Annotated in this window: 17 protein-coding genes; 9 read left to right on the forward strand and 8 right to left on the reverse strand. The window is 65.9% G+C overall.

Features of this window, described 5'->3' with window-relative positions; translation table 11 throughout:
* Positions 1 to 20 precede the first annotated feature (20 nt).
* The gene (locus tag OHB26_RS19810) at positions 21 to 1058 is read left to right on the forward strand and encodes a hypothetical protein (protein WP_330178767.1); all 1038 of its coding nucleotides are present in this window, start codon (positions 21 to 23) and stop codon (positions 1056 to 1058) included.
* A 384-nt stretch (positions 1059 to 1442) separates the two neighbouring features.
* A complete protein-coding gene (locus OHB26_RS19815) occupies positions 1443 to 1889 on the forward strand; it encodes a hypothetical protein (protein WP_330178768.1) in 447 nt (148 codons plus the stop codon).
* Between the two features lie 194 nt (positions 1890 to 2083).
* Here the strand turns inward: OHB26_RS19815 and OHB26_RS19820 are convergent, their stop codons facing one another.
* The 4 genes from OHB26_RS19820 to OHB26_RS19835 all read right to left on the reverse strand — a co-directional run bounded on the left by OHB26_RS19820 (position 2084) and on the right by OHB26_RS19835 (position 6786).
* Positions 2084 to 2806 (reverse strand): phosphoribosyltransferase, encoded by a 723-nt coding sequence (locus tag OHB26_RS19820; RefSeq protein WP_330178769.1) that lies wholly within the window; start codon positions 2804 to 2806, stop codon positions 2084 to 2086.
* A 372-nt stretch (positions 2807 to 3178) separates the two neighbouring features.
* Complete coding sequence (locus OHB26_RS19825; protein WP_330178770.1) at positions 3179 to 3370, reverse strand: hypothetical protein; 192 nt, start codon at positions 3368 to 3370, stop codon at positions 3179 to 3181.
* 45 nt (positions 3371 to 3415) lie between these two features.
* A complete protein-coding gene (locus tag OHB26_RS19830; protein WP_330178771.1) occupies positions 3416 to 5137 on the reverse strand; it encodes an AMP-binding protein in 1722 nt (573 codons plus the stop codon).
* On the reverse strand, positions 5134 to 6786 hold the full coding sequence (locus tag OHB26_RS19835) for an AMP-binding protein (protein ID WP_330178772.1): 1653 nt from the start codon (positions 6784 to 6786) through the stop codon (positions 5134 to 5136). The genes OHB26_RS19830 and OHB26_RS19835 overlap by 4 nt, the downstream gene beginning before the upstream one ends.
* 62 nt (positions 6787 to 6848) lie before the next feature.
* Between OHB26_RS19835 and OHB26_RS19840 the strand changes: the two genes are divergently transcribed.
* Positions 6849 to 7718: a helix-turn-helix transcriptional regulator gene (locus tag OHB26_RS19840; RefSeq protein ID WP_330178773.1), complete on the forward strand. Its 870-nt coding sequence runs from the start codon at positions 6849 to 6851 to the stop codon at positions 7716 to 7718.
* A 73-nt stretch (positions 7719 to 7791) separates the two neighbouring features.
* Here the strand turns inward: OHB26_RS19840 and OHB26_RS19845 are convergent, their stop codons facing one another.
* Both OHB26_RS19845 and OHB26_RS19850 read right to left on the reverse strand, forming a co-directional pair.
* Positions 7792 to 8142, reverse strand: a complete 351-nt coding sequence (locus OHB26_RS19845) for a ribosomal subunit interface protein (protein WP_067574528.1) — start codon at positions 8140 to 8142, stop codon at positions 7792 to 7794.
* Positions 8143 to 8294: 152 nt separating this feature from the next.
* A complete protein-coding gene (locus tag OHB26_RS19850) occupies positions 8295 to 8753 on the reverse strand; it encodes a winged helix-turn-helix transcriptional regulator (RefSeq protein ID WP_330178774.1) in 459 nt (152 codons plus the stop codon).
* 55 nt (positions 8754 to 8808) lie between these two features.
* Here OHB26_RS19850 and OHB26_RS19855 point away from each other — a divergent pair, with 55 nt between their 5' ends.
* On the forward strand, positions 8809 to 9339 hold the full coding sequence (locus OHB26_RS19855) for a PaaI family thioesterase (RefSeq protein ID WP_330178775.1): 531 nt from the start codon (positions 8809 to 8811) through the stop codon (positions 9337 to 9339).
* A gap of 100 nt (positions 9340 to 9439) precedes the next feature.
* Here OHB26_RS19855 and OHB26_RS19860 read toward each other — a convergent pair whose 3' ends face one another.
* A complete protein-coding gene (locus OHB26_RS19860; protein WP_330178776.1) occupies positions 9440 to 10648 on the reverse strand; it encodes a UDP-N-acetylglucosamine--N-acetylmuramyl-(pentapeptide) pyrophosphoryl-undecaprenol N-acetylglucosamine transferase in 1209 nt (402 codons plus the stop codon).
* A 402-nt stretch (positions 10649 to 11050) separates the two neighbouring features.
* Between OHB26_RS19860 and OHB26_RS19865 the strand changes: the two genes are divergently transcribed.
* The 3 genes from OHB26_RS19865 to OHB26_RS19875 all read left to right on the forward strand — a co-directional run bounded on the left by OHB26_RS19865 (position 11051) and on the right by OHB26_RS19875 (position 13691).
* Positions 11051 to 12127 (forward strand): polyprenyl synthetase family protein, encoded by a 1077-nt coding sequence (locus tag OHB26_RS19865; RefSeq protein WP_330178777.1) that lies wholly within the window; start codon positions 11051 to 11053, stop codon positions 12125 to 12127.
* Positions 12128 to 12414: 287 nt separating this feature from the next.
* Positions 12415 to 13254, forward strand: a complete 840-nt coding sequence (locus OHB26_RS19870; protein ID WP_330178778.1) for a hypothetical protein — start codon at positions 12415 to 12417, stop codon at positions 13252 to 13254.
* The gene (locus OHB26_RS19875) at positions 13251 to 13691 is read left to right on the forward strand and encodes a hypothetical protein (RefSeq protein WP_330178779.1); all 441 of its coding nucleotides are present in this window, start codon (positions 13251 to 13253) and stop codon (positions 13689 to 13691) included. Before OHB26_RS19870 ends, OHB26_RS19875 begins: the two co-directional genes overlap by 4 nt.
* A 10-nt stretch (positions 13692 to 13701) precedes the next feature.
* On the opposite strand, the gene OHB26_RS19880 is transcribed toward OHB26_RS19875, so the two are convergent.
* Positions 13702 to 14514, reverse strand: a complete 813-nt coding sequence (locus tag OHB26_RS19880; RefSeq protein WP_330178780.1) for an SAM-dependent methyltransferase — start codon at positions 14512 to 14514, stop codon at positions 13702 to 13704.
* A 34-nt stretch (positions 14515 to 14548) separates the two neighbouring features.
* Between OHB26_RS19880 and OHB26_RS19885 the strand changes: the two genes are divergently transcribed.
* Entirely contained in the window at positions 14549 to 15724 is a 1176-nt protein-coding gene (locus OHB26_RS19885) for a cytochrome P450 (protein WP_330178781.1), read from the forward strand.
* Positions 15725 to 16059: 335 nt separating this feature from the next.
* Positions 16060 to 17550: a condensation domain-containing protein gene (locus OHB26_RS19890; RefSeq protein WP_330178782.1), complete on the forward strand. Its 1491-nt coding sequence runs from the start codon at positions 16060 to 16062 to the stop codon at positions 17548 to 17550.
* Position 17551: the final 1 nt, after the last annotated feature.

The following is a 17551-nucleotide window of genomic DNA, read 5'->3' on the forward strand; positions in this document are numbered from 1 at the left end:
TGCGATCTACGATGCACAATATGAGCGTGCGTGCGGTGCACTTCGTCGGCAGCTTTCCGGCCGCGAGTACCGATGATGCGATGCGGGCCATGCTGGCAGCCGGTCCGAGACTGCGCACCTTGCCGACCGGTGAAGTGCGGCGCTACGAGTGGTATATCCAGCCGATCATCGATGATCTCGTCGCACAGGGTGTGCTGGAGGTGTCCAAACTCGGATCCTGGCGTTCGAGTAAGGATCGGCCGATTCATCGCGTGCCGCGTGGCGTCGAATTGGCCGGGGGCATGCTGAATTTCGGATACCTCGAGGAGGCGCGAGAGGCGCTGCCGATTTTCACCCGGCTGCGCGCGGTCGCGGACCTGCCCGGGCTTTCCTTGCAGGTCGGCATGCCGACCGATTTCACCATGACCTTCATCGCCACCGGTGTCACCGGCCTGCGCAGGCATCGTAAGGCGTTTCAGGAAGCCACGATTCGTGAGATCACGGCCATCCGGGAATTGGCCGGGGACGACGTCGTGGTGCAGTTGGAGGCCACCGGGGAAATGGTGCTGATGGCCAAGACCCAGCCCGTGCACCGTCGAATCGACGCGGCGGTGGGCCTGGCGCGCGGCATCGCCGAAACCGCCGCGGCTACTCCCGCCGGTACGCGTATCGGCGTACACCTGTGCCTGGGCAGTATGCGCAATAAGGCCCGCACCACATTGCGGGATACTCGGCCGCTGGTGGATCTGGCGAATTCCATTGCCCGGCAATGGCCTTCGGGTCGTACGCTGGAGTACATCCACGGCCCGCTGGCGGCGGGCGATATCCCGCCGGTGCCGAATTACGAGTTCTACGAACCGCTTTCGGGTCTCGAACTGGGCCGGGGTACCCGCTTCTACGCCGGTCTGGTGCACGAAACTCCCACCGAGGCAGCGCAGGTGGAGACCATCCGGATGGTCGAGAAGGCGCTCGGTCGGCCACTCGACGGTGTCGCCAGCGCCTGCGGCCTCGGGCGGCGGCCCCGCCTGATCGCCGATGCGCTGGTGGCGCGTGCCGCTACCCTCGCGGTATCGGATTAACCGCCGGTCTTGCGGCCGATCGCGCCCAGAATCGCCAATTTGGTCGAGGGCAGGTTGTCGTCGCCGAGCCAGTCCTTCACTTCGACCAGTCCGGGCGGGATCACCTCGAACCCCTCCAGACGTGAGCGGTGTCATGCCGCCGCCCAGGGCGCGGATATGTGAAGTGCCGCAACCAGTTCACGATAGAGCGCATCGGTATCGTGCAATTCCCGATGTGTTCCGGTGGCGCGGAGCGCACCATCGTCCAGGAGCCAGATGGTGTCGGCGTCAATGACGGTGGACAGCCGGTGTGCATCCTCGGCTGACCTTTCGCCGCTCGCGATTTGCTGAAAACGCTTGCGGCGCGGCGTCCGTACACAGACACTCACGGGGGAGGGAGTGCGGATGGAGACAGCTTTATCGGATGGGCCGAGCGTCCAACGGTGGTGTGCGGACGACTTCCGCCTGCTACCGGACGCTGCCACCTGGCTGGGGCAGTTGGGATTCGATCCGCCCGCCATGATTCGGCAGCGCCTCACCGAAATGCTCTCCGAGCGCGTATCGCGCACCGAGGTCGACTGGGTCGAGATCACCGACCGCCCGCGCCAATTCACCGCCGGACGCCATGACGGCGACACCACCTTCACCGTCACCCGGGTCGGCATCGTCATCGCCATGACCCTCGCCGTGCACTCACCGGGTCGGCGACGTCAGATCCTGCGCGGTGTATTCACCTTCGTCATGACCGGTATGGGTGAGGGGCAAATACCCCGCCAGCGCACCTGGCTCGACCTGGATTCGACATTGAATCAGGCCGAGCGGGAACTGAAGTCCCGGATGTTCCACCGCTAGCGGTCAGAACCCGACCTCGACGCTGTCCCGGTGCCGCCGATCACCGAGGACCCGCTCATGCGGGCGCTGCACGGCGGCGAATACTGATCCCGAGCCCGCGCCGGCGCGAGGGCTATCGTGGAAGCCGTGGGTGTCATCGGCGAATTGTTCCCGGGTAAGAAGCTGACCGACGAGGGCAGCGAGGACAGTGACGGTCAGGAACACCGGCCGCGGTTGGAACTCGACCTCGACGCCGGGGTGGTGCGCTTGTCCGGCCCCGCGAAACCGTTGGACCGGTCGCAGGAGTGATTGCCGCCGAGCAGCGCCGCGATATCGGTGCTCGAGGTCGCGGTGCTCTGTAGATACCAGCGCTCGGCATCGGGCGGTTGCGCGGTGGGGTTCAGGCAGACGATCTTGTCGGCATAGGGCGCCAGGCCGCCGAGTGCGCGCCGCGCGCCCACCGGCACCGCGATCGCGATTCGAATCGCACCGTGCAGCAGCGCCATACGGCAACTGTCGCGCAGCACGGTGGCATCGTTCAGGCAGTCGTCGGCGATGACCACGGTGCGATCGCGCAGGTCCACCCGTTTACGATCACCGCGATAGCTGAAGGCATTGCGGCGCAGGATCTCCGACTGCTGCTGCTCGGTCTCGGCGCGCTCGGATTCACATACCGCTCCCTCGGCCACCGCGGTGGTATCGATGAGCAGCGTCTCGTCCTCACCGAGCAATCCGTACACCAGATCCGGACGGCGGGCAATACTCAAGGAGCGCACCAGGATTACATCGAGGCAGACGTGCAAGGCGGCGGCGAGCCCGGCCGCGACCCGGACGCCGCCGCCGGGCGGAGCCAGTACGACCACATCGTGACCGCGAAAAGCCGCGAGCAGCCCGGCCAACTGGCGGCCCGCGTCATTGCGGTCCAGGAACGGTGGCATATGTTTGCCCGACTGTGGTTTTCAGCCGGTGGTCGGCCAGGCCCGAAGCACGGGCGGCGGGGGTGCGATGTGAGCGAACTGCCCGAGAACCGTCGTCATCACACGCCCTCTCCATTGAGTGGCTGCCACGGTTGGTGAGCGGCGGCGCTGTTCGCCGAGGCGAGACAGAGCCACTCGGGAGGGGCAGAATCCCAGTGTACGCCCGCGCGAACTCTCGGCTTCACCCTTCCAGCGCACGGGAATTGATCATTGCGATGCTTTGCGAACCTTTTGTGACAATACGAAAACAGCTCGGTCCCGGACCGGAGAACGAGGAGGCCCGGCGCACCGAATGAGTGCGCCGGGCGATCCCGTATCGAAATGCCGTTCAGCTCACGGCTTCAGGAAGGTCGCCGCGATACTCCAGAACCTGCCGCGATCCACCGAACGGAAATCCCACGTCTCGGCGAGGCGGTGCGTCGCACTGACGATGCCGTGTACGTCGAAGTCGTCGCGCGTCGCTGTGCCCTTGTCCTCGAGGGCGGCGATGACGTATGCGGTGGCGGTCTCCACGCTGTGGGGCACGCAAGGCTCCAATCGGTCGTCGGAATGAGGTTGCGGTGTAAGGGACTACGGCTGCGTTTCGGTGAAAACTTCCTCGTATCGATACTCGGTTGGAATCTGTTCGCCCGCGGCGTGCGCCTGCTCTTCGCGGCGGCGCAGGTCGACGCGGCGGATCTTGCCGGAGATGGTCTTCGGTAACTCGATGAACTCCACGCGGCGCACTCGCAGATAGGGCGCGAGGTGATCGCGGGCGTATTCCAGGATGGCGCGGGCAGTTTGAACATCGGGTTCCCAACCGGCGGCCAATGAAACGTAGGCCTTGGGAACTGCGAGACGGGTGTTATCCGGTTGCGGGACAACGGCCGCCTCGACCACGGCTGGGTGCTCGATGAGCACACTCTCCAGCTCGAACGGCGACACCTTGTAGTCGGAGGACTTGAAGACGTCGTCGGTGCGGCCGATATAGGTGATGTATCCGTCGTCGTCGCGTGAGGCGACATCACCGGAGTGGTAGAAGCCCCCCGCCGTGACAGCGGCATTGCGTTCCGGATCGCCCAGATATCCGGTCATCAGGTTGACCGGAGTGTATCCCAGGTCAAGGCAGATTTCGCCCTCATCAGCGAGTTCTCCGGTGATGGGATCGACGAGTATGACAGGCACTCCCGGGGCCGGTCGGCCCATGGATCCGGGCTTGACCGGCTGTCCTGGTGTATTGCCGACCTGGAGCGTGGTCTCGGTCTGTCCGAAGCCGTCACGAATCGTCAGACCCCACGCCTTCTCCACCTGAGCGATCACATCGGGGTTGAGAGGTTCACCGGCGCCGAGGATTTCGCGCAGACCGGCCGGTCGTTCCCCGAGGTCGGCCTGAATCAGCATGCGCCACACCGTCGGTGGCGCGCAGAAGGTGTTCACCTGCGCGCGACGCAATTCACGCAGCAGTGCCGCGGCGTCGAAACGCGGATAGTTGTAGACGAATACGGTCGCCTCGGCCAGCCACGGTGCGAAGAAGCAGCTCCACGCGTGCTTGGCCCAGCCCGGTGCGCTGATGGCCAGATGCACATCACCGGGGCGCACGCCGATCCAGTACATGGTGGACAGATGCCCCACCGGATAGCTGATCTGGGAGTGCTGCACCATCTTCGGCTTACTGGTGGTCCCGGAGGTGAAGTACACCAGCAGCGGATCATCGACCGTGGTGACGGCGGTGAACGGTCCGGCGGACATGGTCATGGCGGCCTCGGTGTAGGAGCGCCAGCCCGGGGTGACCTTGTCGCCCACCGCTATTCGGAGATAGTCGCCCGGCACCTCGTCGAACTTGCCGGTATCGGCGGTATTGGCGATGACGAAACCCGCTCCGCCGCGCACGATCCGGTCGGTGAGATCCTCCGGACCCAGCGCCGCGGTGGTCGGCATGATGACCGCGCCGAGTTTGGCCACGGCCAGCATGGTCTCCCACAGCTCGACCTGGTTGCCGAGCATGAGTACGACCCGATCCCCCTTGCCGACACCGAGACTCGCCAGCCAGGTCGCCACTTGATCCGAGCGCGTGGCCATTTGATCGAAGGTGACGCGCTGTTCGGCGCCGTCCTGCTCGACTATCCACAGCGCGGGGCGGTCGTTACCGCGCGCGATGACATCGAACCAATCGGTGGCCCAGTTGAATACACCGGTCAGGCGCGGCCATTCGAAGTTCGCCAGTGCGGAGTCGTAGTCGGTGGCGTGCGCGACCAGCAGATCCCGGGCGGCGCGGTAGGCCTCGGTATTGGCGGTCTGTGCGGCGGTCGTCATGCCGTCTCCTCTTCGGACGGGGTGAGCAGCCGCACGGCGATCTCACGCATCTCGATCTTGCGGATCTTCCCGGTGACGGTCATCGGGAACTCGTCCACGATGTGCACGTAGCGGGGGATCTTGTAATGCGCGAGCTTGCCGGTGCAGTACTCGCGCAGTGCCTGCGCGCTGAGTGGAGTCGCGTCCTCGCGCAGACGGATCCATGCCATCAACTCCTCGCCGTATTTGGCGTCGGGCACACCGATCACCTGGGCGTCGAGGATGTCCGGGTGGCCGTAGAGGAACTCCTCGATCTCGCGCGGATAGATGTTCTCGCCGCCGCGGATCACCATGTCCTTGATGCGACCGGTGATCGCGATATAGCCGTCCGCGTCCATGGTGGCGAGGTCGCCGGTGTGCATCCAGCGCGCGGAATCGATGGCATCGGCGGTCTTCTCTGGATCGTTCCAGTAGCCGAGCATGACCGAGTAGCCGCGCGTGCACAGCTCACCGGGGAGCCCGCGCGGCACGGTCAGCCCGGTCACCGGGTCGACGATCTTGATCTCGATATGCGGTCCGGCCCGGCCGACGGTGGCGGTGCGCTGCTCCAGGCTGTCATCGGCGCGCGTTTGGGTTGAGACCGGGCTGGTTTCGGTCATGCCGTAGCAGATACTCACCTCGCGCATGCCCATTCGGTCGATGACCTGTTTCATCACCTCGATCGGACAGGGTGATCCGGCCATGATGCCGGTGCGCAGGCTGGACAGGTCGTAGGTGTCGAACTCCGGATCGGCGAGCTCGGCGATGAACATGGTCGGCACCCCGTACAGCGAGGTACAGCGCTCCGCCGCAACGGCTTCCAGGGTGGCGCGGGGTTCGAACGAGGGGGCCGGAATGATCATGGCCGCACCATGACTGGTGGCGGCCAGATTCCCCATCACCATGCCGAAGCAGTGGTAGAACGGCACCGGAATGCAGATGCGGTCCTGTTCGGTGTAGCCGCAGAGCTCGCCCACGAAGTAGCCGTTGTTCAGGATATTATGATGGCTGAGCGTGGCGCCCTTGGGGAAACCCGTTGTGCCCGAGGTGTATTGGATATTGATCGGATCGTCCGCCGAGAGCCCCGCCTGGGCCAGGGCGAGCTGCTCCGGATCGCCCGCCCGCCCGGTCTCGAAGAGCCCCTGCCACTGCGGGCTGTCCAGCAGCACCACCCGCTCCAGCTCCGGGCACTCCGCCCGCACCTGCTCGATCATGGCGGCGTAGTTCGAGGTCTTGAACGAGGGTGCGGCGATCAGCGTGTGAATTCCGGCCTGCCCCAGCACATATCGCAGCTCGTGCGCGCGATAGGCCGGATTGATATTCACCAGGATCGCGCCGATCTTGGCGGTCGCGTACTGCGTCAGCGTCCACTGCGGGCAGTTCGGGGCCCAGATGCCGACCCGGTCACCCTTGCCGAGCCCGGCCGCCAGTAGCCCCAGCGCCAGCGCGTCCACCTCCGCCACGAATTCGCGATAGGTCCAGCGGATGCCGGTGGTGTAGTCGATCAATGCCTCACGCTCGGCCCACCTGGCCGCCGTACGGTCCAGATTCGCGCCGATGGTGTCGCCCAGCAGCGGCGTAGGCCAGGCACCCGAGGTATAGCTCACCGGCGGGAGCCGGTCCATGCTCATGCTCACTTCGGTAGGATCCACGTCACACCGCCACCCCGACTAGCCCCGAATGGGGGTAACCGATGAAGCCCGCCGCCAATGCCCTGCTGCGCCCCGATGACGGTGACGCACTGCGGGCCGAGCTACGGCGGATCGCGGCGCTGTCCAAGGCCCCGGTGGTGTTCGGCGGCGCGGTGCGCGCGGGGACGCTGGTACTGAGCGAATTCGTCGGTACTCGCACCAACAGCATGCGTGGACTGGCGGTGGCGCCGAGCTCCGGTTTGGGTGGCAGTGCGGTCTCCACCGGTAAACCGCGCTCGGTGGCCGACTACCGATCGGCCTCCACCATCACCCATCACTACGACGGTCCGGTACTGGGTGAGGGCTTGCGCGCGGTAGTGGCGGTGCCGGTCGTGGTCGACGGCGAGGCCCGCGCTGTGCTTTATGTGGCCAATCGCGAATCCGGTCCGATCGGTGACCGCGTCGCCGATGCCATGGTCCAGGCCGGGCAGCGGCTGAGCGTGGAGCTCGCCATTCGCGACGAAGTGGATCGCCGGGTGCGCCTGGCCCTGGCTCGTGAATCGGCGCAGCCCGTCTCCAGCGCGGACGCGGTGGTCACCGAACAGCTGCGGGACCTGCACGCGGAGTTGCGCGGAATCACCCCGACGGTCTCGGAGACGCTGGCGCGCAATCGATTACGTGCGGTCACCGATCGTCTGGCTCGACTGGTCTCCGGCGTGGCCGATCGCGGCGAGGCGGTCACCCTCGCTCCGCGGGAACTCGACGTTCTCGCACAGATAGCCCTGGGATGCACGAATTTGGAAGCTGCCCAACGTCTTTCGCTCCGCGCCGAAACGGTCAAGAGCTACCTGCGCAGCGCTATGACCAAACTGGGCGCGCACACCCGCCATGAAGCCGTGGTACGCGCGCGCGGACTGGGTTTGCTGCCCTGATCTCGATGCCGACCCGGCGGGTGAATCGCGAAGAAGCGAATCACCCGCCGGTGCAAGGGGTTTCAGTGTGGGACTAGCGGGCTGCCATATGTCGGATGGTTTCGCCGCCCTTGGTGTGGTGTAGGCGGCCGAAGCGATTCTCGAGTAGGTGGGCCATGCTCTCCGCGGCGCCTATGTAAGCCTCTTCGACGGTGGCGGCACGGTGCCGGACCGCTACCGGAGGTTGGCCCTTGGGGCGGGCCTCGAGGTTACATTGCTTGTCCTCCGAGCCGCCTTTATGGCCGTTCACATCGGTGATGTGGGCTTCGACGCGGGTCAGATTTCCCGCGAAGCGGTCGAGGATCGATTCGATGGTGTCCTGCGCCTGCTCGATGAGTGCCGCGCTGCCGCCGATGTGCTTGTCGGCGAAGACCTGGATTTGCATGGCATCTCCAAACTCTTGGAATAGCCGAGAACTTGCTGACCACCTCGACATTACCCGGTTTTCGGGGCGATCGGTCGGTTGCGAACGTCACTCGTCCATAACGGTGCCGGAAGGTATTGTGCGCCGCCGGATTTGCGTGAAAGGTGACTTCGCTACTCCGCTTGACGCCCGGCTCCGGCTCCGTTCGGGGTGGCGATGAGGCCGCGACCGGTGTCGGGGAGTTGATGTCCTTCGGTACAGCACAGGACGGCGCGCACGGGTGCGCCGCAGTCGGCGTGCGAGACGGCCAGGGGTGGTCCGGCGGGACCGGCGAGGTGTTTGTCGCCCCACTGCATGAGCGCGGTCAGCACGGGCTGTAGTTCGCGGCCCGCGGCGGTGAGGCGGTACTCCTGGCGGGTGCGGGCGCCGGGTTCGCGATAGTCGCGCAGTTCTAGGATGCCGGAGTCGACCAGGGTGCGCAGGCGCCGGATCAGCACCGCGCGCGGTGCGCCGGTGGCCTCCTGAATGGCGTCGAAGCGGCGTACCCCGAGGAAGACCTCACGCAGCGCCAGTAGCGCCCATTGCTCGCCGACTATCCCGAGTGCGGCCGCGACCGAACAGTTCCGTGCCATTCCGCCATCCTATCTGCATTCACATTGTGAACCCAGGAGTGTTAGGGTCGAATCCATGACGATCACGACCGAACCGCCCACGAGCCCCGAATCCTGGGGTGAGGTGCGCAGCAAGAGCGTGTACTGGCATGACCCCAAGGTCTCGCTGGAGGCGGCGCCCGGCCGCACCGGGCTCGAGTATCTGAGTGCCATGGTGAACGGTGAGATCCCCGGCGCGCCCATTGCCGGACTCATGAATATGCGCCCCGTGCAGGTGGCCGCGGGCGATGTCGTATTCGCCTGCGTCCCCGACGAATCCATGTACAACCCGATCGGCATGGTGCACGGCGGCGTCGCCTGCACGCTGCTGGACACCGCGGCTGGCTGCGCGGTGCACAGCACCCTCGCCGAGGGCGTCGGCTACACCTCGATCGAGATCAAAATCAACTACCTGCGCCCCATCCACTCCCACACCGGCGAACTGACCGTGCACGGTTGGGTGACCAAGCCCGGTCGCCGAGTCGCCTTCGCCGAGGCCGATATTCGTGACGCCGACGGCGCACTCCTGGCCACCGCCACCAGCACCTGCCTGGTAATCGGCGGCTGATCACCCCGTCGGCTTCGCGTGTGGCGGTTATTTCTCGTCATCCCCGCCAAAACGCGCCGGGATGAGGGAGTGGGTCGTGCCCGAGCTGGCGGCAGTGGGGTTATGCGGTGGCGAGGTCCAAGACGTTCAATGCGAGTTGTTCGGCGGCGTCAGGGTGGCCCATGGCGCGGGCGGCGGCGGAAACCGCTGTGCGCGAGTCGGGTTCGGTGAGCAGGCCGAAGAGTGCGGTGCGGAGGTTGGCGACGGTGGCGTCCTCGCCGATCAAGGCGCGGGCGGCATTGGCGTCGGCCAGGATACGGGCATTGCGGATCTGTTCGCCGCCGACCGAGTGCGGGTAGGGGATCAGCACCGAGGGTTTGCCGAGGGTGGTGAGTTCGGCGAGAGTGCCTGCGCCGGAACGGGATACGACCACATCGGCGAGGGCGAGCACATCGGGGAGTTCGGGGCCGAGGAAGTCGCGGACCAGGTAGCGGTCGCGGAGCTCGGCGGGAAGGGCGGCCGCGCGCTCACGCACCTGATCGTAGGAGAGCTTGCCGCACTGGTGGATCACATTGGCTACGGTGAGCAGTTCCGGGAGCAGCTCACCGATGAGGTCATTGAGCTGCACCGCGCCCTGTGCGCCGCCGGTGATGTACACGGTCGGCAGGTCGGGGGAATAGCCGGTCCAATTCAACGCGGGCGCAGCGGCTTTCGCGTCGCCGGTGGTGAGGGCGGGGCGAATCGGGTTGCCGGTCACCACCGCTCGTCCGCGTACCTTGGCGGGCAGTAGCTCCACCGAGGCCGGCGAGCTCAGCGCGATCCGGTCGGCGGCGCGGGCGAGGAGCTGATTCGCCTTGCCGATTCCGGTGGTCTGCTCGTGGATCACCAGCGGTCGCCGTCGCAGTGCCGCCGCCATTCCGATGGGGGCGCAAACATATCCGCCCGTGCACAGCACCGCGTCGGGCCGGAAGCGTCGCACGACGCCCTGCGCGGTGAGCACGCTCAGCGGCACTCGCGCCGCGTCCTTGGCATTGGCGGCATTGAGCATCTTGAGCGGATTGCGGTCGCGCCGTAGCTTTCCCGCTTTGATCCCGGTGAAGGTGATGTCGTTTTCGCCGGAAACCCGCTGTTCCAGGCTGTCCGGTACGCCGACCCACAGCACCTCCGCTGTCGCACCCGCCTCGGCCACCAGATCGCGCAGCGCCCGAATCGCGGATACCGCCGGGTAGGTATGCCCACCCGTCCCGCCGCCGGCCACGATTACGCGAATCGCACCGCGATCGCCTACGCGCCGCAGGATCTCGGCGCGGTCGAGTGCGGAACCGGTCATGGATAAGCCTCCTGGGTACGGATCGATACCGGTCCGGCGTGTCGGACCGCGTGGCGCGAGCGCTGCACCTTCGCCGAATTGGGCGAATCGCGGCCACTGCGCCCGGCCCAGGCTATCGCGGTGGGGTCCGGCATGGGAGTCCGTGTCCATACCGGTCGGTCGGGGATGATTGCGAGGTGTTGGCTAACGGCTAATGGGCCTTTACCATGATCTGTGACTCGGAACACGTTGTAACTCATGCTTCGTCCAGCGAGAGGGGCCCACGCGATGCAGCCCTGGACGGTGTCCCGCGCTCCGCGCCGCCCCCTCACTTCTGCTACGCCGACTGCGGGCCGGTAATCCGGCTCGGTATCCACGAGATCGACTCGGCGACTACGAGTCCCAGCGTCAATGGAGGTGGCCATGAGTTCCTCGGCAGCGGCAGATCCCGCGTACGGCACCGCGATGCCATGGGTGGAGGGCGGCGATGCGACCGGAATCCTGTCGCGCGCACAGCAATTGACCAGACCGTTGCTGCGCGCCGCGGTCGATACCCTCCCCACCGAACTGCGGCTGGTGGTGGGCTACCACCTCGGTTGGTGGGATGCCGCCGGTACCCCGACCGTCGGTGAATCCTCCGGCAAGGGGCTGCGCCCGGCCCTGGTGCTCGCCGCGGCGCGTGCCGCCGCCCGTCGCGGTGACTCGGACCGATCCCCCGATATGGCCGTACATGCCGCTGCCGCAGTGGAATTGGTGCACAACTTCACCCTGCTGCACGACGATGTGATGGATGGCGACGAACTCCGTCGCGGCCGCCCGACCGCCTGGCGGGTCTTCGGTATCGACGATGCGGTGCTGGCCGGTGACGCCATGCACGGACTCGCCATCTGGACCCTCGCCGGTGCGCCCGTCGCGGGCCTGTCCGGTATCGCCCGGCTGGAGGAGGCGGTGATCGAACTCTGCCTCGGCCAGCAGCGAGACTGTGCCGCGGAGTCCAAAATCGAAGTGACCCTTGATGAATGCCTGCAGACGCTGCAGTACAAGACCGGTGCGCTGATCGGCTGTGCCTGCGCCATGGGCGCGCTCTGCGCCGAGGCCCGGCCGGAGGTGGTGGAGGCGATGGATCACTTCGGCCGCGAACTGGGTATCGCCTTCCAACTGGTGGATGACCTGATGGGCATCTGGGGTGATCCGGCGCGCACCGGAAAGCCGGTCGGCAATGACCTCATGCGGCACAAGCGAAGTCTGCCGGTGGTGGTGGCGCTGGAGTCGGGTACCGCGGCCGGTCGGGAGTTCGCCGATCTGTACTGCTCGGAGGAGCCTCTCGATGCGCCGGCGGCGCTGCGGGCCGCGGATCTGATCGCGCGGGCGGGTGGTAGGCGGTGGGCGCAGGCCGAATCCATTCGGCGGGTGCGGGCGGCGAAATCGTGCATTTCGGGCTATCGCGGTGCGCGGGATCTATTGGAACTGGCCGACTGCGTGGTCGAGCGCGATCACTGAATAGCCTTTCCGCAAATACCGGCCGGTCGAATTCGACCGGCCGGTATTTGTTGCTGTACACGGTATTTCAGCAAATACCGGACAATTGGCAATCTCGTGCATAGCCCACTTGACGCCAAGACCGTGGGACTTTGGTCCCTAATTCACCGGATTCCGTTGCTCCAAAACTGCTGGGCTGTCAGGATATCCAGCACACGGCACTCCTGATCGACGGAGGTCGTGTCGAAATACAAACCAGGCGTGAGTTTTTAGCCATTCGTGCGTGATCATTTTGCAGGAGTTCGAGCATGACCACGGGTCCTCTCGCCGAGTCCGGTCGCCTGTCGGTGCTCGGCCGGGAGTCAGCTCGCGAATTGGTCCGCGAATCGACGAATGCGGCGGCCGCCGCGCGCACCGGGATATTGCGCGTCACCGGCGAGCCTGGCGGCGATCTGCATTTCCGCGACGGCGAGATAGTCGCCGTGGATTCCCCGGGCGCACCCGGTGTGCGGCAACTGCTTTCGCGACCCGGCCGCATCTCCACCGGTGCCGCGGATCTGCGCCTGGTGACGCGAATGGCCGCACTGGACGGCGTCTTCGCGATCACCGCGGGCTGGGTCTCCGAGTGCGGCTGGCAGGACCCGCCCACCGTGCCGCGGGACCCGGACCCGCGCTCGGGCATCGACACCCTCTGGTTGCTGGAGCAGACCGAACTCCGCCTCAAGGCCCTTGCGCACGGCCGGGTCTCCCCGCATCGAAATCATCTGGTGCTCACCGAAACCGGTCGTGCCCTGCTCGGCAGCCCCGATGACGAGCGACACAACGGAGCGCACCGGCAGGAGATCCTGCTCTGGGTGAACGGCCGACACAGTTGCCGCGATATCGCCATACTGCTGAGCCGCAGCCTCTACGCGGTCACCGTCGAGGTGGTGCGCATGCTCGACGCGGATCTGCTCGGCATCGCCCCGCTGGAGCGGGTGCAGCTGCCCATGACCGAACCCGCGCGCGGCGGCGCCAGGACCCTGCTGCCGCGCCGCCGCCGCGGTGCCAGCGGCATCAATGACACGCTGCCGCCGCGCCCACCGCAACCGGCCACCCGTGCTTTACAACGAGCCGCCATCGTGCGGAAATCTGAAAGGACGCAATGAATACCAGCGCGAACCCGACCGGACCCAACAGTCTCTCCGATCGAATCGGAATCATGGTCAAAGTACTGCGCGCCGAAGTCCCGGAGTGTCTGGCCTCCGGCGCGATCGATATGACCACCGGAATGCTGCTCGCGGTGGAGACCGTGGACAATCATCCGCAGGAGGTGCTCGATCTGCTCGCCGCCGCCACCTTGGACCTGTTCCAGGGTCGCAATGTGGTGATGATCGAGGATATTTGGAAGGAGCGGCGCGGAGTTCGCCTGGAGCGCCACTACTTCCAGGAAATTCTGGTCAATAGCGATAACCTGACACACCTTTTCATTCGCACCGAGAGTCGCGACGATGTGGTGATAGTCGTGGTCTGCCGCAAAACCGTGAATGTCGGCATGCTCTTCGCTCAGGCCCGCCGGGTATTGAAGGACACCGGCAGGCTCTGAATTCACTACTTCACCGAATGTGGGCGACCCCGCCGAGCATGGAGATCGCCTCGGCGCGGGGTTGCGGGCGGTACTCGTCGGGCCGCCAGTCGGTCACCGAGGTGATGCCGGGTGCGACCAGTTCGAAGCCGCTGAAGAATTTCGTGAACTCGGCGCTGGAGCGGAGTTGGAAGGGTACGCCGCTGCGCTGATTGGCCTCGGTGGTCCTGGCCCGGTCCTCATCCTCCAGATAGTCATTGGTGGCATGCGACATGACCAGGTGGCTGCCCGGCGGTAGCGCCTCGCAGAGGGTGCGGACCAGTTCGTACGGCTTGGTGTCATCGGTGAAGAAGTGCATGATCGCGACCAGCATGAGCGCGACCGGCTGGTTCAGATCCAGGGTGGCGCGCAGATCCGGATGGTCGAGGATGCGATCCGGATCGCGCAGATCGGCGTCGATATACGCGGTTCGGCCCTCGGGCGCGGAGTTCAACAGCGTGCGCGCGTGCACCAGCACGATCGGATCATTGTCGATATAGACGATCCGCGACTCCGGCGCGATGCCCTGTGCGATCTCGTGCACATTGCCCGCGGTGGGCAGACCCGCGCCGATATCGAGGAACTGCCGGATACCGGCCTCCGCGGCCAGGTATCGGGTCACCCGGCGCAGAAAGTTGCGGTTCTCCACCGCGGCCAGTCGTACCGTGGGAAACGCCTCGGCCACCGCGTCCGCGGATTCCCGATCGGCCGGGAAATTGTCCTTACCGCCCAGCCAGTAGTCGTAGCGACGGGCCGGATGCGGTTTGGAGGTGTCGATCCGTTCCGCTGCCGATTCCGAGTTCACAACGCTCCCAATCCAATTCGATTAGTGTTTGATCATGTCGCGCTACAGCCCATACGACTTCGAAGTTCACGCCGATCCGTACCCTCACTATGCCAGGCTGCGTTCCGAGGCCCCCGTCTACCGTAATGAAACCGACGATTTCTGGGCGCTGTCCAGGCATGCCGATGTGCTGGCCGCGCTGCGCGACTCCGATCGTTTCTCCAGCGTGAACGGTATTCGGATGGAGCCGGCGTTCTGGGGCCCGCAGGCCGAGCGGTTCTTCTCCTTCGTCGCCATGGATCCGCCCAAGCACACTCGGCTGCGCGGACTGGTGACCAAGGCGTTCACCGCGCATCGGGTACAGGCGCTGGCGCCGCGACTACGTGAGATCGCGCGCGGGGTGCTCGAACCGCTGCTCGAACGCGGCAGCTTCGATCTCATGACCGATTTCGCCGGGCCGTTCCCGACCGATGTGATCTCCGAACTGGTCGGTGTGCCCGAAGCCGATCGGGAGATGATCCGCAAACTCGGTATGGAGATCATGTACACCGGGGAGGAGTCCACCGATCTGCGGCCCGAGGCCATGCAGGCCATCGGCGCACTGGTCGGGTACTACACCGAACTGACCATCGAGCGCAGTAGGGAGCGGCGGGATGATCTGCTCTCCGGTCTGCTCGACGCCGCCGACGGGGATGATCGGCTCACCCCGGAAGAGATTGTCGGCGTATTGATTCTGCTGGTCGGCGCGGGTATCGAAACCGCCATGCTGAGCTTCGGCAATATCTGGCACGCGGGCTGGCTGCATCCCGATCAGCGCCGCCTGGCCCTGGACGGCCGGATCGAGGACTGGATCGACGAGTCCATGCGCTGGGATCCCTCCACCCAGACCAATCTGCGCACCACCACCGAGGAGATCGAGCTGCACGGGGTGAAGATCCCGGCGGGCGCGCGCATGCTGCTGCTGACCGGCGCGGCCAATCGCGACCCGGAGGTCTTCTCCGATCCGGACTCGTTCTATCTGGATCGCGACACCAGCGCCTCCTTGGTCTTCGGCAGCGGGCGCCACCACTGCCTCGGCTCCAATCTCGGCTTGCTGGAACTCCGTACGGCCCTGTCCGAGATCGCCGCCACGATCTCCGATTACGACATCGACCCCGACGGCCTGCGCCGAATTCACTCCTCCAACAACCGCGGTTTCGCCAGCCTGCCGACGACCGTGACCCGCCGCTGAGTCGGTGGCCCCCTGTCATCCCGGGCCGAGGTGACAGGGGGTTCGGCGAGGTGTTTCGCTTGCGTAAGGATCTCGCAAAATCCAGCTGTGCGCCGGGGTGCCCGGCGCGCGAAATGGCCGCGGCTCGGGCCAGCTCATGCTGGTAGGGGCGGTCTGCGCTGCCCGCGATTCCTGGGGCTTGCGTAAACGTCCTCGGGGGAGTGGGCTGGGTCTCTTTTCCGGCTCCCCCGAATAGCCGTCGCTTTGCTACGGTTGCCGAACTGTCGTCCCGCAGCGCTGCCGGATTTTTGGGCGGCGGTGGTGTGGTGTCAGTGGCAGCTGAGAGGACGGCGGCTATGTCTGTACCGGTTGCTGCCTGGACCACCCCGACCGTGCGGCGAAAGCCCGCTGACGTCGCCGAATTCCTTCAGATTGTGGCAGAGCCGACGCCATTGCGGCGGATGCCACGCGCACCGAGAATTCCGCTCGCCCCCGCACAGGAGCGTATGTGGCATGCGGCGGCGGCCGGATACTCCGCTGACTGGAATGTTGCTCGTGCGTTTCGAATTCGTGGCCAGGCGGTAAATCTCACCGCGCTGATCGCCGCCATCGACGATGTCATGCGGCGGCACGCACCGCTGCGCACCTGCTATCCGGCCACCGCGAGCGGACCGATCCAGGTGGTCATGGACGCCGATGTGGCGCGCATCGATGTGCGGGTGGTGGACAGCTTCGCCGGTGAGCTCACCGAGCGGATCGCCGAATTCAGCGGTCGCGCCTTCGATCTCGGGACCGAGGTGCCGATCCGGGCCCGGGTGTATCGGCTGGGTGCGCGGGATGTGGTGCTGGCATTGGTGGTTCACCACATCTCCCTGGACGGGCAGTCGATCGGACCGCTCATGCGGGATCTGGTGACCGCCTATCTGGCACGGGTGGGGCGGCAAGCCCCGGCCTGGCAGCCGCTGCCGGTCGACTACATCGACTACACGCTGTGGAAGCACGAGTATCTGGGCGCGTATGAGGACCCGTGCAGCCGGGCCAGCACCCAGCTGCGGTACTGGGCGAACAACCTGGTCGGGCGGCCCATCCCGCTCGAATTGCCCTATGACAGAACATGTCCCGGACATCGCGATGCCACCGGTGCCATGGTCCAGGTGCGCCTGGACGCCGATATCCATCGCACGCTGCTGCTGTGCGCCCGGCAGGGCGGATCGAGCGTGTTCATGCTGCTGCAAACCGCCTTCGCGGTGGCGGTGGCGGCCTTCGCCAAATCCTCCGATGTGACGGTCGCGACCGCCGTCTCGGGCCGAGATGATCCACTGCTCGCCGATATCGTCGGCAATCTCGCCGATGACGTGCTCATGCGGATCCGCCTGGACCGTGCCGCCGATATGCCCGAACTCCTGGACCAGGTGCGCCGAGTCGCCCTGGCTGCCTTCGCGAATCCGGACACCTCCAATCCGCGGCTCCTGCGCTGCCTGCCGCAGGACCCGAACCATCCGCTCTTCCAGGCCACCCTGATCCTGCAACGCGATGATGCCGTACCGCCCGGAGCTTCCAGCCTCGGCGGGCTCGAGGTCAGCGAGATCCCGACCGGCGTGGTCCGTGCCAAACACGATCTGGAGTTCGGCCTCACCGAGCACTACGACGCCACCGGCGCACCCACCGGAATCGACGGCCCCTTCCTCTACCCGACAGCCCTCTTCGACCCCGAAACAGCCGAACGCTTCGCCGAAAAGTTCCTCACCACAGTCGAATTGATCGCCACGGGCTACACAGGTCCGATCGCCCCACTCCTGGACGAAGCCCCGCGCCGTCGCCCCCGCCGTAGCCGTGCCCGTCCCTGAG

This window comes from Nocardia sp. NBC_01503, assembly GCF_036327755.1.
GTDB lineage: Bacteria > Actinomycetota > Actinomycetes > Mycobacteriales > Mycobacteriaceae > Nocardia.